The sequence below is a fragment of the Nonomuraea sp. WAC 01424 genome, assembly GCF_003947315.1.
Classification (GTDB): domain Bacteria; phylum Actinomycetota; class Actinomycetes; order Streptosporangiales; family Streptosporangiaceae; genus Nonomuraea; species Nonomuraea spiralis.
The window spans coordinates 15,312-29,266 of sequence record NZ_QHHZ01000019.1; the positions used below are offsets into that span (position 1 = coordinate 15,312).

The following is a 13,955-nucleotide window of genomic DNA, read 5'->3' on the forward strand; positions in this document are numbered from 1 at the left end:
GCCCGAATGAGCATGCTCGACACTGCGACCAGGCAACTTCTTCCTCGCGGCGACGCGGTGGTCCCCTCAGGCCAAGCTGGCGTGTGATGCCCGTCATCAATGGAGCGCTGTGGTGCCAGACGCCGGTCGGCCACTGATCGTCGCAGTCACCGACAGCATCCGGATCGACAGGCATCGACAGGCTCGGCGGTCGAGGCTTCTCGGCGTCGAGACGATTCCAAGCCGTGCCATGCGGCGACGACAGGAGGCGATGATGCCGACCCCGTCCTATCCCGGTGTATATCTGCAGGAGACACCCAGCGGAGTCCGGCCTCTCGAGGTCGCCGGCACCTCGACCGCGGCCTTCGTCGGGCTGGCCGAGATGGGCCCGGCCGAGGCCACCCGTGTCACCAGCTGGATGGAGTTCCAGCGTCGCTACGGCACTTTTCTCAGCGACGGATTTCTGGCGCACAGCGTGCTCCAGTACTTCAACAACGGTGGCCGCCAGTGTTACATCGTGCGAGTCGTCCCCGGCGACGCCGTCGCAGCCGACGTCACCCTGCGCAACAGGGCTGCTCCGAACTCCGGCTCGCGCCTCACAGCCCAGACCGCGTCCACCGACCAGCACGACGAGTCCGCCGCCCACAAGGGCACGTCTTCGATCCAGCAGGACACCGGCACGTCGGGTGTGCGGTTCTGGGCCAAGAGCAAGGGCGTCTGGGGCAACTCGCTGCTCCTGCAGATCGAGGACGGCAACCTGGACCCGGGCAACGAGTTCAAGGTGACCGTCCGCCGCCAGGCCGACCCCGCCCTGATTCTCGAGGACGCCAACGACCAGGCGCCGTTGGAGACGTTCGACAACCTCAGCGTCGACCCCGACGCCCCCAACTACGTGACCACTGTGCTGAACAGGGACTCGGCACTCATCGGCGCCAAGGTGACAGCGGGCGAGGCGGACGTGCAGCGGGGAAGGCACCGCGGTGGCGGCAAGCCGAAGCTCCCGCTGAAGACCGACCGCAACTTCGAGATCGACATCGACAACGACGGTTTCCAGCTGGTGCAGCTCCCCGACGACGTCGCCGAGCTCACCGACGCGGCCGCCGTGGCCGAGAAGCTCCAGCAGGCCGTGGGTTTCCTGTACCGCACCAGGCGAAGGAACAGCACGCCGGTCGAAGCCTTCACCGATTTCGAGTGCAAGGTCGGCGAGGACGGGGAGCTCGTCCTCATCTCAGGCACGACCTCGGCCACTTCGTCGGTACGTGTTCAGCCCGCCAAGGAGTCGTCGGCCACCACCAACCTCAAACTCGGCCCAGGCAACAAAGGCAGGTCCGAGAACGGCATTGCGATACGCAGGCCGGTCACAGCGGCTGTGGTACAGGTGGGCGACGCGGCAGAGGACGACACGGTTCTGGCGGCGACACCGGGCTTTGACGGTACGAAGCCCGCCGAGCAGAGTTTCATCACCGCGTTCGGTCAGCTCGACTCCGTCACGGATTTCAGCCTGCTCGCCGTGCCGGGCGAGGCCAGTACCACGATGGTCAGCGCGGGAATGGGCTACTGCGCCAACCGGCCGCTGCAGGACGTCTTCTTCCTCGGCGAGACCGACCAGGCGACTCTCGACGCGGATAAGGCCGCTGACTTCCGCAACAGCCTGACCGGCGTCAATTCCTACGGAGCGCTGTACTTCCCGTGGGTCAAGGCGCTGGACCCGGCCGGAAGGTCACGCGAGCCGATCCTGCTGCCGCCCACCGGTTACGTCGCGGGGCTCTACGCCCGCATCGACGCCGCACGCGGGGTGTGGCGGGCCCCCGCCGGGACCGATGCCGGGCTCAACGGGGTCGTCGGCCTCGGCGTCGAGCTCAACGACGTCCAGCACGGCACCCTGAACCCCATCGGAGTGAACGTCATCCGCCGATTCCCCGGCACCGGCGTGGTCGCCTTCGGCGCGCGTACGGTCACCTCGGACTCCTCCTGGCGCTACGTGCCGGTGCGGCGCACCGCGATCATGCTGCGGGTCAGCATCTACAACGGCATCCAATGGGCGGTGTTCGAGCCCAACGACGAGCCGTTGTGGTCGCAACTCCGGCTCAGCATCGGCTCCTTCATGACCACTCTCTTCCGGCAGGGCGCCTTTCAGGGCGCCACCCTCTCCGAGGGCTTCTTCGTCAAGTGTGACGGGGAGACGACCACGCAGGCCGACATCGACGCCGGCGTGGTCAACGTGCTGGTCGGTTTCGCGCCGCTGAAGCCGGCGGAATTCGTCATCGTGAAGATCAGCCAGAAGGCGGGAATGGCGTCGGCATAGGACCCGGCGCCGGTAGAAGGTGGGCACATGGCTAGGTTTACCGTCAACTCCACGCGGTTCGATCCTTACCTCGGTTACAAATTCAAAATCAAATGGGACGGTCAGTACGTGGCCGCGCTCAACAAATGCAGCGCGCTGAAACGTACGACAGAGGTCACCACTTGGCACGAGGCGGGCGACGCCAGCGGGCCGCGGCAGATCCCGGGCAAGTCCAAGTACGACGCGATCACCCTGGAATCCGGGGTCACGCACGACACGGCCTTCGAGGACTGGGCGAACAAGGTCAACAATTTCCAGGGTGATCCGGCGATGTCGCTGGCGAGCTTCCGCAAGGACATCACCATCGAGATCTACAACCATCAGGGGGCGAAGGTCCTCGCCTACAACGTGTTCCGCTGCTGGGTCTCGGAGTACCAGGCGCTGCCGCAGCTGGACGCGAGCACAAGCGCCGTGATGATCTCCACCATCAAGCTGGAGAACGAAGGCTGGGTGCGGGACACCGCCGTGGCCGAGCCCAAGGAGACCTGACGTGGACCTCCTTCCGGGAGGTTACTGGGGCGCCGGCGGACGCCTGCACCGCGACTTCGAGCTGACGGCGCTGACCGGGCACGAGGAGGAGCTGCTCTCCGGGCCGGGGCAGAGCGCCAGGCTGGTGACCGAGGTGCTCAGCCGTTGCGTGCGGCGGCTGGGCGGCCTCGGCCCGGTGACACCGGCGATCGCCCGGGAACTGCTGGTGGCCGACCGGCACTACCTGCTGCTCCAGCTGCGCCGCCGCACCTTCGGCGACCTGGTCAGAGCGGACCTCGTCTGCCCGTGGCCCGACTGTGGCCAGCGGGTGTCCCTCACGTTCTCCCTGGATCAGGTGCCGGTGGAGGAGGCTCGGGAGCGGGCCGCGACGTACACCCTGTGGCTCGGCGGAACGGAGGTGACGTTCCGGCTGCCGAACGGCGGGGACCAGGAGGAGCTGGCCGAGTTGCTGGCGCACGACGAGGCCGAGGCGACGACCCGGCTTCTCACCCGCTGCCTGCTGCGACTGGGCACCGACGGACCGCCGGACCGGGCGCGGGTGTCGGCGCTCCCCGCGGCGGACCGGGCCGCGATCGAGGCACGGATGGCCGAACTGGCGCCCCGGGTGGAGCAGACCATGCAGGCCGAGTGCGCGGAGTGCCGGCGGACCTTCCTCGCGCCGTTCGACGTCCAGCGCTTCTTCCTCGGCGACCTGCGTATCGAGGGGGAGCAGCTCTATCACGAGGTGCACTACCTCGCCTACCACTACCACTGGAGCGAGCGGGAGATCATGGAGATGACGCGTGAGCGAAGGCGCACCTACATCGACGTGCTCTCCGAGACGATCGAGGTGCTGAACGGTGGCGCCTGAGAGATACCTGCGGGACACGCTGACCGGTGGGGCACGGCGTTTCCCGCATCGTGCCACCGTCCGCCTGCTGCTCGGTCAGCCCGAGCACGCCGGGGTGCGGGTCACCTTCGCGCGCGCCACTCCCGGCCTCACCTTCACCTATCTACGGCCGCTGCCGGGGCGCCATCTCGCCGCCGCTCCTCAGCGCCCCCTTCTCTCCGTGCCCGTGGGACGTCCCACGCTGTCCTGGCAAGCCGCCCTTCCTCGCCCCCTGCCCTCTGGCGCGGGAGCGATCGAGCCTTCCTCCGCTGGGCTCGCGATCACCGGTGAAGCGCCGCTGCCAAGACTCGCCGATGAGCACGCCGGCAGACCTGCGGAACGCCCCCTCCCCGTCCCGGCGATCTCCGCCGGACCACACCCGGCCGCGCCTGCTCCGGAACCCCCGTCAACCAGCACCCCCACCATGCGGGAAGGCCGGACAAGCGGATCGTACGAGCAGGTTTCGACGCCCGCGCTCACGGACGCCTCGGCTTCCGAAGCCCGGGACGAACCGGTTCTCAGCATCGCGCCGGCTGGGCCGGTGAGTCATGTCGTGCCGGACGCTTCTGGGACTTGTGCGGGGTCTCCGTCGGCGCTGATGGCGGGTGCCGCCGGGGATCGCCCGGGATCGACCGCCGGTTCGTCGGGTCAGCGGCCGGCACACCTGCCGGCCGGCACCACCGGGTCGGCGCCGGAGGTCGCCTCACCGCACGCTGCTATCCCCAGGTTTGACGGGCGGACGGGACCGGCCGGGCCGGTCGGGGTGTCCGACGTCGCCGAGGAGGGCATGCCATCGGCGCCGGTCGGCGGTGTGGCTGCGGATCGCCCGGGATCGACCGCCGGTTCGTCGGGGCAGCAGCAGGTGGGTGGCCCTGGCGGGACAGTGCCGGAGGATGCCTCACCACCCGTGGCCGTTGTCCTGACGTACGAAGGCGGGAGGCAGGCGGGCCGCTCGGGCGAGTCGGTGTCACCGGCCGGGCCGGTCGGGGTGTCCGACGTCGCGGACGGGCGGGTTTCCCATGACAGGCCGGGCGGGCTCGCGAGTGATGCCGTGCCGGACCGTTCCGGACCCGGCGTGGGGGTGCCGCCGGCTCCGGCCGCTGGGGATCATTCGGGCTCTCGTTCGCCGGGTTCGCAGGCGGCCGGTTCTGCTGGGGTGGTGCCGGAGGTCGTCCCCGGCGGGCCTGTCCTGATGTACGAAAGCGGGAGACAAGCGAGCCGATCGGGCGAGTCGGTGTCAGCGGCCGGGCGGGTTTCCCACGACAGGCCGGGCAGGCTCGCGAGCGACGCCGTGCCGGACCGTTCCGGCCCCGGTGTAGGGGCGTCGTCGGCTGCCGGTGCCGCTGGGGATCATTCGGGCTCTCGTTCGCCGGGTTCGCAGGCGGCCGGTTCTGCTGGGGTGGTGCCGGAGGTCGTCCCCGGCGGGCCTGTCCTGACGTACGAAAGCGGGAGACAAGCGAGCCGATCGGGCGAGTCGGTGTCAGCGGCCGGGCGGGTTTCCCACGACAGGCCGGGCAGGCTCGCGAGCGACGCCGTGCCGGACCGTTCCGGACCCGGGGCGGGAGGGCCGCCGGCGTCGGCCGGCTCTGCCGCAGCGGGGCGGACCGTCCTGGTGGTCCCCGGCCGTCGCCGGCCGACACGTGCAGATGAGACCGCCGACCCGACGCCGACGCCCGGGGAGCGGGTCGCGATCATCGGCAGGGTCCCGCGGGAAGGCATAAGGACGTCCCTAGGAGCGACAACGGAAGCGCCGCCCGCCCCGCCGAACAGGTCCGAACCTGCCGCCGTGAGGATGCCCGCCGCCACCGTGTCCGTTCCGACCCACAACCCGTCTCCCGACCCGCAGCAGCGCGCCGACGCCAGACCGGCCGGCCCACCTCGTACGCTCCCCGGCCGGGGAGCCGGGTCGGCGTCGGCAAGGGGCACGATCGCGTTCTGGGAGCGGAGGTACGTGGGCCGGCTTCACGTGGGGATCCTTCGATGAGCGACTCCACGGCCATCGGCATGGTCAGCGCCTCCCTCCGCAAGCTGCTGCTGGAGGAGTTCCGTCTCTGTCCGGCCCCCAAGGTCACCATCCTCGCCCCCGACGAGCAGGGCCTCGACCGGCGCCTGAACCTGTTCCTGTACAAGCTCGTCGAGAACCCGTTCCTCAAGAACCAGGACTGGACCGCGCAGGGAGACGGCATCGTACCGCCGCCGCTCTCGCTGACCCTGTTCTACGTGTTGACCTCCTACGCCCCCAACGACGATCAGATGGGCAACGTCACCGCGCAGCAGCTGCTCGGCGAAGCCATGCGCATCTTCTCCGAGCACGCGACGATTCCCACCCGCTATCTGGAATCCGGACTGCATGCCGCGCGGGAGCGCCTGAACATCGTCAGCGACGAATCCGGCTGGGAAGAGCTGACCAACCTGTGGAGTGCCTTCTCCCAGCCGTTCCGCCTGTCGGTGCCGTACCGGGTCTCCACCGTGCAGATCGATCGTTCGCCGGATGGCTCGCATCCCGTGCCGAAGCGGGTCCGCCGGGTCGGGGTCCCTGAGCCCAGGGTCTCGTTCAAGCCGCCTGTGATCACGGAGATGACCGGCGCCGGCACGGAGCTGGCCTTCACGGGCACGCACCTGGGCGGGTGGCAGGTCAGCATCTGGTTCGGGGGGATCCCCCTGGCGGCGGGAGGGCCGTTGACCGGCGACACCTTCACCTGCCCGCTGCCGCCGGGTCTCGCTCCCGGCCTGTACGAGGTCCGTGTCGAGATCTCGGGCATGTTCCGCCGCACGTTCCTGTACGAGGCGGCACCATGACACGCCCGTACGCCGACAACTTCGAGCACCTGGCCGACGAGCTCGATCACCTGGACCGGCTCATCCACGCCCGGCTGGAGGCCGGGCGCCCGGAGCCGGACGACGCCGCCCGCAGCGAGATCGACGCGCTGCTGAGCCGGCCGGACGCGGAGGCATCGGCCGGCGACGGACCGCTGGACGGGCACATCGTGGCCAGGGTGGAACGCAGCCTCGCCGAGGGAGTGTGGCTGGCGCTGCCCACCCTGAGCAGCCTGTTCGGGTTGTCGGCCCTGGAGACGCGGATCGTGGTGATCTGCCTGGCGCCCGAGCTGCGCCGCAAGTACGACCGCCTGTACGCCTACCTGCAGGACGACATCACCCGCCGACGGCCGAGCGTGGACCTGATCCTGCATCTGCTGTGCCCGTCCGAACATCGCAGGTGGGCCGCCCGAAGCTGCTTCTCCGAGAACGCGCCGCTGCTGCGCACCGGCATCCTGCACGCGGTGGCCGACCCCGCCAGCCCGTCGGGATCCTCGGGGCTGGCCCAGTTCCTGAAGGTGGACCCGAGGATCTGCCACTTCCTCATGGGCCTGAACGAGCTCGACGCCTCCTTGGTGGGCAAGCTGCGGCAGCACGACGGACAGGACGTCGGCCACGAGCTCGCGGACGGCGTCCTGCGCCTGATCAAGCACCACTGGTCGGGCGAGGGCCGTCCCATCGTCTTCCACCTGCATGGGCCGGCGGGCTCGGGCAAGCTCGACCTGGCCGCCCAGGTGTGCCGGCATCTGGAGATCCCGCTGCTCAGCGCGGACGCCGGTGCGCTGGACACCGGCGGGCTGCTGCGGACCTGCCTGCGGGAAGGGGTTCTGCATCAGGCGGCGATCCGCCTTCCGGCCGCCGATACGTTGCCGCCCGCTCTCCTGGCCGAGCTCAGGGAGGCCGTGGCCGACTTCGGCCGGCTGACCTTCCTCACCGGCGAACATCCGTGGGACGGCGGTGACTTCCCCGGTGCGCTGTTCCACTCGCTCGCCATGCCGGCGCCCGACCCGCGGCGAGCCGTGGTCGCGTGGCGGGAACACCTGGGGGCGCACACCGAGGAGGCGCAGGAGTGGGCGGAGCAACTGGTCTCCAGATTCCGGCTGCCGCCGCGACGCATCGGGGCCGCGCTCGCCCTGGCCGACAACCACCGGCTCATGGAGCCGGACGACCGGCCGCTCGCCCTCGCCGACGTGTCCGCCGCCTGCCGGGGTCACCTGGGGGGCAGGCTCGACGGTCTGGCCGTACGGATCGACCCCGCGCGCGGCTGGCGGGACCTGGTGCTTCCGGAGGATCGGGCGAATCAGCTGCGTGCCATCGGCGACCAGGTCAGACACCACTTCCGGGTGCATCGCGAGTGGGGGTTCCGCCGGGGCGGAGGGCTGACCGTGCTGTTCAGCGGACCACCCGGCACCGGTAAGACGATGGCCGCCGAGGTCCTCGCGCACGACCTCGACCTGGACCTGTACAAGGTGGACCTGTCAGGCGTGGTCAGCAAGTACGTCGGCGAGACCGAGAAGAACCTGGCACGGGTGTTCCACGAAGCCTGGGCGGCCCACGCGATCCTCTTCTTCGACGAGGCGGACGCCCTGTTCGGCAAGCGTACGCAGGTGTCGGACGCCCATGACAGGTACGCCAACATCGAGACCGGCTACCTGCTGCAGAAGCTGGACGACCACGAGGGAATGGTCATCCTGGCCACCAACCTGCGGCAGAATCTCGACGAGGCGTTCACCCGGCGCCTGCGGTTCATCGTGGAATTCCCGTTTCCCGAGGTCGACTCCAGGTCGCGGATCTGGCGCACGTCGTTCCCGCCGCATGCCCCTGTGGCGCCGGACGTCGATTTCGACGAGCTGGCCCGGCGGTTCCCGCTGAGCGGCGGGAACATCGCCAACGTGGTGCTCAACGCCGCTTTCCTGGCCGCCGTCGACGGCGGCGGCATCGAACGGCGGCACATCCTCCTGGGCGCCCGCAGCGAGTTCGAGAAGATCGGAAAACTCTGGCCGGGGGACGAGCGATGAGTGACGGATTTCCTGGCAAGCCGAAGATCCTGCGCGGCGCTCTCGTGGAGTTCGGGCTGAGCCTCCCGCCGCTTTTCGTGGCGTTCCAGTTCAACCCGGAGCAGCTCACCCGCAACAGGTCGCTCGGCTACACCCTGCCGAAGGGGACGACCGCGGACACCCAGCGGGAGTTCCACCGGCAGAACTCCGACCTCCTGGCCCTGCAGAAGGAGCAGGTGGTCACGGTGGAGGAGCAGACGATCGGCTTCGACCTGCGGCTGGACGCCACGGACAGGCTCGACGAGCGCGACGCCATCACAGAGCAGTTCGGCATCGCGCCGCAGCTGGCGACGTTGGAGCTGATGGTGCAGCCGAAGGAGGAGAGCCTGCTCGCGGGCGCCGCCGAGTTGCTGCTCGGCAAGGCGGCACAGGGGTTCAGCTTCACCCGGTCGGCCAATCCGCCGCTGCTCCTGTTCATCTTCGGGCGCAAACGGATCCTGCCGGTGAACATCAACTCCATGAACATCACCGAGACCGAGTTCAGCACCGACCTCAACCCGATCAGAGCCACGGTGGCCATCAGCATGACCGTGATCGAGGGCAAGAACGTGCCCTACATGTACACGAAGGCCATGACGGAGGCGATGTCCGTGCTCAACCTGGCCAACCTCACCGACCTCCAGCACGTCGTCATCCCGGGGTGAGCCGATGTTCAGCAACATGTCGCGCTATCGCGCGGTGCCCGACGAGGTGGTGGCGGACGCGCGGGGAGAGACAGCGGTCGCGGCAGGACTGCGGCCGCTGCCCGAGGCTCCCGCCGTGCTCACCCACGTGATCAAGGCGGGCGATCGGCTCGACCGGCTCGCCTTCACCTACTACGGTCAGTCGCTGCACTACTGGCGCATCTGCGACGCCAACCCCGACTACCTGTCCCCGCTCGCCCTGCTGGGCGGGGAACCACTGGTCACGACCTGCTTCCCGGTCTCCGAGCCGTGTACCGGCCCGCCCTGGGGGCGGACGCTGCGGCTGCTCGCGGACACCGTGGGCGTGGTGGACGTCAACGTGATCGACGAGCTCGGACCTCCCCGGAACATGGCCCTGCTCGTCAGGCACAACCGGCTGGATGTCGGCGCCGAAAGGATCGCCGAGGTCATCTGTTCGGCCGGGTTCACCGTCGGGATCCCAGCCGAACGGACCAGGATCGGCGCGTCCATCCTGATCCCGGCGGCGGCCGATCCGGCAGCGGGCGGGCGGTAGCCCATGAGCCGCCGCCCGGCGTCCTCCTGCGGGGGCCGATGAAACACGACAGCCTGCGCGTCGAATTCGACGGCGCGGAGATCGAGGAGCTCTACCAGGACCTGATCAGCCTGGAGGTCGAGCTGGACGACCGGCTGGCGGCCATGTTCCGCCTGACGGTGGCGCTGCCGCCACGTCCGGACGGCACCTGGCCCCATCTGGACGACGACCGCCTCGCGCTGTGGCGCAAGGTCGTCATCACCGCCGGCCTGGAGGACGACGCGCGGCGGCTGATCTCCGGCTACATCACTCACCTGCGTCCCTCGTTCGGGGCCCAGCTGAACGAATGCCGCCTGGAGGTGTGGGGGATGGACGCGAGCGTGCTCATGGACCGCGACGACCGGCTCCGAGCCTGGCCCAACAAGCGCGACAGCGACATCGCCACCGAGGTGTTCGGCCAGTACGGGCTCACTCCCCGGGTCACCGGCACCGACGTGGTCCATGAGGAAGAGGTCTCGACCATCGTCCAGCGCGAGAGCGACATCCGCCTGCTGCGGCGACTGGCGTCGCGCAACGGGTTCGACTGCTACGTGGACGGTGACGTGGGCCACTTCGGCCCGCCGGCGACCGACGCGTCCCCGCAGCCGGTGCTCGCCGCGCACTTCGGACCGGAGACCAACCTCAGCACCTTGAGACTCCAGGCCCAGGCGCTCGCTCCCACCGGGGTGAGCATGACCCAGCTCGACCGTTTCAACGGCGACATCCTGGAGGCCAAGGCCCAGCCCGGCCGGCTGCCGGCGCTGGGCGCCAGACGCGTCACCGACCGGCCCGGCGTGCTCCGCGTCGGGCACGTGGTGACCACCGGCCTGCAGGAGATGACGGCACTGTGCCAGAGCCTGCAGGACAAGGCGGAATGGTTCATCACGGGAGAGGGCGAGGTCATGGCCAACCGCTACGGCACCGTACTCCTCCCGCGGGGGACCGTGACGATCAAGGGCATCGGTGAGGCCAACAGCGGTGTCTATTACGTCTCGCACGTCACGCACAGCTTCACGGGTGACGGCTACGTGCAGGCATTCAAGGTCAGGCGCAACGGCCTGAAACTCACCGGCAGAGAACAGTTCACGACGGGTGGCGCCATGGCCGCCCTGATCGGGGGGACAACATGACGGAAACGGAAATCGAGAACGTCGTGGCGGGCCTGGTGGAACAGGCCGAGCGTCGTTTCTACGGCAAATATCGGGGCATTGTGGCGGACAACGAGGACCCGGCAGGGCTCGGCCGCCTGAGAGTCAAGGTGCCCAGCGTGCTCGGCCCGGACGTCGTCACCGGCTGGGCCACGCCCTGCCTGCCCTACGGTGGAGCGGCCGGCCAGGGCCTGGTCTTCGTGCCGGAGCGGCAGGCCCACGTGTGGGTGGAGTTCGAGGAAGGCGACCTCGAGTTCCCCATCTGGGTCGGCGTCTACTGGAACAAGGGCGACATGCCCGAACCGGCCACGGTGGGGCCGCGACCGACCAAGAAGATCGTCAGTACGGTCAAAGGACACACGCTCGAGTTCGAGGACGCCGACGGCAAGGAGTCGGTCACCCTGCGCGAGGGCGGCCAGGGCCACACGGTCACTATGGACAGCGACGGCATAAAGATCATCGACGCGACGGGCAACGCGGTCGAACTGACCCGCACCGAGATGAATCTCATCGCGAAGACCCCCCTCACCATCAACGCCGCGGGCATGCCGGTGAAGATCATCTGTTCCGCCCTCGCCCTGGTGCGGGGTTGAGCCGATGGCCAGGCTCGTCGTCGTCAAGGGCGATCCGGTGCGCGGCACCGACCAGCACAACGTGCAAGGGCAGGCGACCAATCCGGCCCCGCCGCCGCCCACCGTCCCGTACGTCGGCGTCGGCGCCTTCGACTACGTCGGCGCGATCACCGACCAGGTCAGCGACTTCGTCACCGTCAACGACGTGCCCATAGCCCTGGTCACCAGCCGCAGCACGCTGGACCCGGGGCAAACCACCCCGGCGGGCAAGCACGCGGGACCGCAGGGCACCGGGTTCGTGCCGCCGGCGCCGCAGCCCGTCCCGGCCTCGCTCACCATCAGCGACGCCCCGCTGGGCATCGGGGTGCCCAACGCGGCTGCCGGCAGTGCCCTGCTGACCGTCGACGGTGTCAAGGTCCTGCTGGACGGCGACCTGATCGACACGTGCAGCGGGATCGGCGCTCCAGCGGGGTCGAAGGTGAGCGCCCGCGGCCAGGCCTACCTCACGTGTACGGACTGACGGCCGGCGGGAGGAGGACGTGAGCCTACCGCTCGGCAGCCTCGCGCCAAGGTTCGATGACGATGCCGACCTGCGGACAAAGATCGTACAAGTGCTGTTCACCGCGCCGGGGGAGCGGGTAAATCAGCCGGAGTTCGGCTGTGGTCTGTTCAACCTCGTCTTCGATCACAACAACCCGATCACGGCGGCCGCTGTGGAGTTCACCATCGGCCAGGCCCTCACCCGCTGGCTGGGTGACGAGCTGGTGGTGTCGGCGGTGGACGTGCAGGGGCAGGAGGAGATGCTGCGTGTGGAAATCGACTACGTTCGCCGCAAAGATCTGAGCCGGCGAGCCGTCCAGGTCCACTTCAGCTGATCTGGAGGGACGGGTAGGCACACATGGCCACCATCAGGCAGGTGGGCGGCAGGCCCGCCGTCGATTATCTGGCACGGGACTACGAGTCCCTCCTGCTGTCCATGCGCGCCCTCATCCCGGACCGGCTGCAGCAGTGGAAGGACTTCGCCGACGAGGCCGATCTCGGCAACGTGCTGCTGGAACTGTTCGCCCACATGGGCGACATCCTCAGCTACTACCAGGACCGGGTGGCCAACGAGAGTTTCCTGAGCACCGCGCGTACCAGGCGCAGCGTCATCGACCACCTGCGCCTGATCGGCTACGAACTGGGCACCGGCGCTCCGGCGGCGGCGGTGCTCAGCGTCAGCGTGCCGGCGACGGTCGAGGACACGGTCACGCTCTCCAGGGGCGACGCCTTCGCCACCCGTAGCCGCGGCGACCGGCCCAGCCTGCGCTTCGAGTACACCCGCCAAGCGCCGCTGACCATCGACTTCGGGGCCATCCGGCCGGACCGGCGCACCCTGCGCAAGGTGTTCGTCGGTGTCCCGGTCGAAGAGGGCCGGCTCATCTCGGAGGAGTACCTCGGCACCTCCGACGGCACGGCGAACCAGCACTTTCCCCTGACCCACCCGAGGCTGATCAGGCGCCCGCAGGCGGCGGGGGACCTGCTGATCCAGACGAGGCTGGGCGGCAGCACGGAGCAGTGGACCGCGCGCGAGACCCTGGCCTTCAGCCAGGCCGACCAACATGACTACGTCGTGGAGATCGACGCCGAGGACCGGGCCACCGTGCTGTTCGGTGACGGCCTGCTCGGCCGGGTCCCGCCCGCCGGAGCGGTCGTGCTGGCCACCTATCGCGTCGGGGGCGGCCTCGTGGGCAACGTGGCCGCCGGCGAGATCGACACCATCGTCGCGGCGCCACAGCTGGACGGACTGGGAGCGAAGGTCAGCAATCCGGAGCCCGCCGGGGGAGGCGCGGAACGCGAGGACATCGAGCACGCGGTCCGTCACGCCCCCGCCGTCTTCCGTTCGCTGGAGCGCGCCGTGACCGTCGGCGACTACAAGGCGCTCGCGCTGCGGTTCAAGGGCGTGGCCAAGGTACGAGCCGTGCCGACCGGCTGGAACCGGGTCACGCTGTGCGTGGCGCCCGAGGGCGGCGGCAAGGTCAGTGACGTGCTGGAGGAAGGGCTGCTCGGGTACCTCGAGGACAAGCGCATGATCAACCAGATCGTCGAGGTGGTCGACGTCGACTACGTCCCCATCTACGTGAGCGCGAAGATCGGCGTCGAGAGCTCGTACGCCGATGCGGAGGTGCTCGAACGGGTACGCCGGGCCGCCGCCGATCTGCTGGCCTTCGAGCACGTCGACTTCGCCCAGCCGCTCTACCTCAGCAGGTTCTACGAGGAGATCCAGAACACCGCCGGGGTGCTCTTCGTCAGCATCACCAAGTTCAGGCGCGGCGACCCGCGGGCGCCGGGCGGCAAGGAGACCGACACGATCGAGTCCTTCGGCAAGATCGAACTGGGCCCCAACGAGATTCCGGTCATCCCCTCCGATCCTGCCTACGCCACCGGGATCAACGTCGAGATCGCCGAGCGGGAAAGGCCCTGACG

The 13,955-nt window shown here is 69.2% G+C and carries 12 protein-coding genes; all 12 read left to right on the plus strand.

Annotation, left to right across the window (positions count from 1 at the left end):
* The first annotated feature begins 109 nt into the window (after nucleotides 1-109).
* The 12 genes from DMB42_RS41675 to DMB42_RS41730 all read left to right on the plus strand — a co-directional run bounded on the left by DMB42_RS41675 (nucleotide 110) and on the right by DMB42_RS41730 (nucleotide 13,953).
* Nucleotides 110-2,284, plus strand: a complete 2,175-nt coding sequence (locus DMB42_RS41675; RefSeq protein WP_125644769.1) for a phage tail sheath C-terminal domain-containing protein — start codon at nucleotides 110-112, stop codon at nucleotides 2,282-2,284.
* 27 nt (nucleotides 2,285-2,311) lie between these two features.
* Nucleotides 2,312-2,812 (plus strand): phage tail protein, encoded by a 501-nt coding sequence (locus DMB42_RS41680; protein WP_125644771.1) that lies wholly within the window; start codon nucleotides 2,312-2,314, stop codon nucleotides 2,810-2,812.
* A 1-nt stretch (nucleotide 2,813) separates the two neighbouring features.
* Nucleotides 2,814-3,662, plus strand: a complete 849-nt coding sequence (locus DMB42_RS41685) for a hypothetical protein (protein ID WP_125644773.1) — start codon at nucleotides 2,814-2,816, stop codon at nucleotides 3,660-3,662.
* A 1,998-nt stretch (nucleotides 3,663-5,660) separates the two neighbouring features.
* Nucleotides 5,661-6,479: a DUF4255 domain-containing protein gene (locus DMB42_RS41690; RefSeq protein ID WP_125644775.1), complete on the plus strand. Its 819-nt coding sequence runs from the start codon at nucleotides 5,661-5,663 to the stop codon at nucleotides 6,477-6,479.
* Nucleotides 6,476-8,515, plus strand: a complete 2,040-nt coding sequence (locus tag DMB42_RS41695; RefSeq protein WP_125644777.1) for an ATP-binding protein — start codon at nucleotides 6,476-6,478, stop codon at nucleotides 8,513-8,515. Before DMB42_RS41690 ends, DMB42_RS41695 begins: the two co-directional genes overlap by 4 nt.
* Complete coding sequence (locus DMB42_RS41700; RefSeq protein WP_125644779.1) at nucleotides 8,512-9,198, plus strand: hypothetical protein; 687 nt, start codon at nucleotides 8,512-8,514, stop codon at nucleotides 9,196-9,198. The genes DMB42_RS41695 and DMB42_RS41700 overlap by 4 nt, the downstream gene beginning before the upstream one ends.
* A gap of 4 nt (nucleotides 9,199-9,202) precedes the next feature.
* Nucleotides 9,203-9,751, plus strand: coding sequence for a hypothetical protein (locus DMB42_RS41705; RefSeq protein WP_125644781.1), 549 nt, complete (start codon nucleotides 9,203-9,205; stop codon nucleotides 9,749-9,751).
* A 38-nt stretch (nucleotides 9,752-9,789) separates the two neighbouring features.
* Nucleotides 9,790-10,899, plus strand: coding sequence for a phage late control D family protein (locus DMB42_RS41710; protein WP_125644783.1), 1,110 nt, complete (start codon nucleotides 9,790-9,792; stop codon nucleotides 10,897-10,899).
* A gap of 23 nt (nucleotides 10,900-10,922) precedes the next feature.
* Nucleotides 10,923-11,510, plus strand: coding sequence for a phage baseplate assembly protein V (locus DMB42_RS41715; RefSeq protein ID WP_125644785.1), 588 nt, complete (start codon nucleotides 10,923-10,925; stop codon nucleotides 11,508-11,510).
* A 4-nt stretch (nucleotides 11,511-11,514) separates the two neighbouring features.
* Nucleotides 11,515-12,009 carry a hypothetical protein gene (locus DMB42_RS41720; RefSeq protein ID WP_125644788.1) on the plus strand — a complete coding sequence of 165 codons (495 nt, stop codon included), beginning with the start codon at nucleotides 11,515-11,517 and terminating at the stop codon, nucleotides 12,007-12,009.
* A gap of 19 nt (nucleotides 12,010-12,028) precedes the next feature.
* Nucleotides 12,029-12,364: a GPW/gp25 family protein gene (locus DMB42_RS41725; protein WP_125644790.1), complete on the plus strand. Its 336-nt coding sequence runs from the start codon at nucleotides 12,029-12,031 to the stop codon at nucleotides 12,362-12,364.
* 23 nt (nucleotides 12,365-12,387) lie between these two features.
* Nucleotides 12,388-13,953 carry a baseplate J/gp47 family protein gene (locus tag DMB42_RS41730; protein WP_125644792.1) on the plus strand — a complete coding sequence of 522 codons (1,566 nt, stop codon included), beginning with the start codon at nucleotides 12,388-12,390 and terminating at the stop codon, nucleotides 13,951-13,953.
* The last annotated feature ends 2 nt before the right edge of the window (nucleotides 13,954-13,955 follow it).

Bases quoted from the DNA above. Each gene is read 5' to 3' on its own strand.
- DMB42_RS41690 (WP_125644775.1), top strand. From the start codon at position 5,661: ATGAGCGACTCCACGGCCATCGGCATGGTCAGCGCCTCCCTCCGCAAG.
- DMB42_RS41705 (WP_125644781.1), top strand. From the start codon at position 9,203: ATGTTCAGCAACATGTCGCGCTATCGCGCGGTGCCCGACGAGGTGGTG.
- DMB42_RS41680 (WP_125644771.1), top strand. From the start codon at position 2,312: ATGGCTAGGTTTACCGTCAACTCCACGCGGTTCGATCCTTACCTCGGT.
- DMB42_RS41720 (WP_125644788.1), top strand. From the start codon at position 11,515: ATGGCCAGGCTCGTCGTCGTCAAGGGCGATCCGGTGCGCGGCACCGAC.
- DMB42_RS41695 (WP_125644777.1), top strand. From the start codon at position 6,476: ATGACACGCCCGTACGCCGACAACTTCGAGCACCTGGCCGACGAGCTC.
- DMB42_RS41700 (WP_125644779.1), top strand. From the start codon at position 8,512: ATGAGTGACGGATTTCCTGGCAAGCCGAAGATCCTGCGCGGCGCTCTC.
- DMB42_RS41710 (WP_125644783.1), top strand. From the start codon at position 9,790: ATGAAACACGACAGCCTGCGCGTCGAATTCGACGGCGCGGAGATCGAG.
- DMB42_RS41730 (WP_125644792.1), top strand. From the start codon at position 12,388: ATGGCCACCATCAGGCAGGTGGGCGGCAGGCCCGCCGTCGATTATCTG.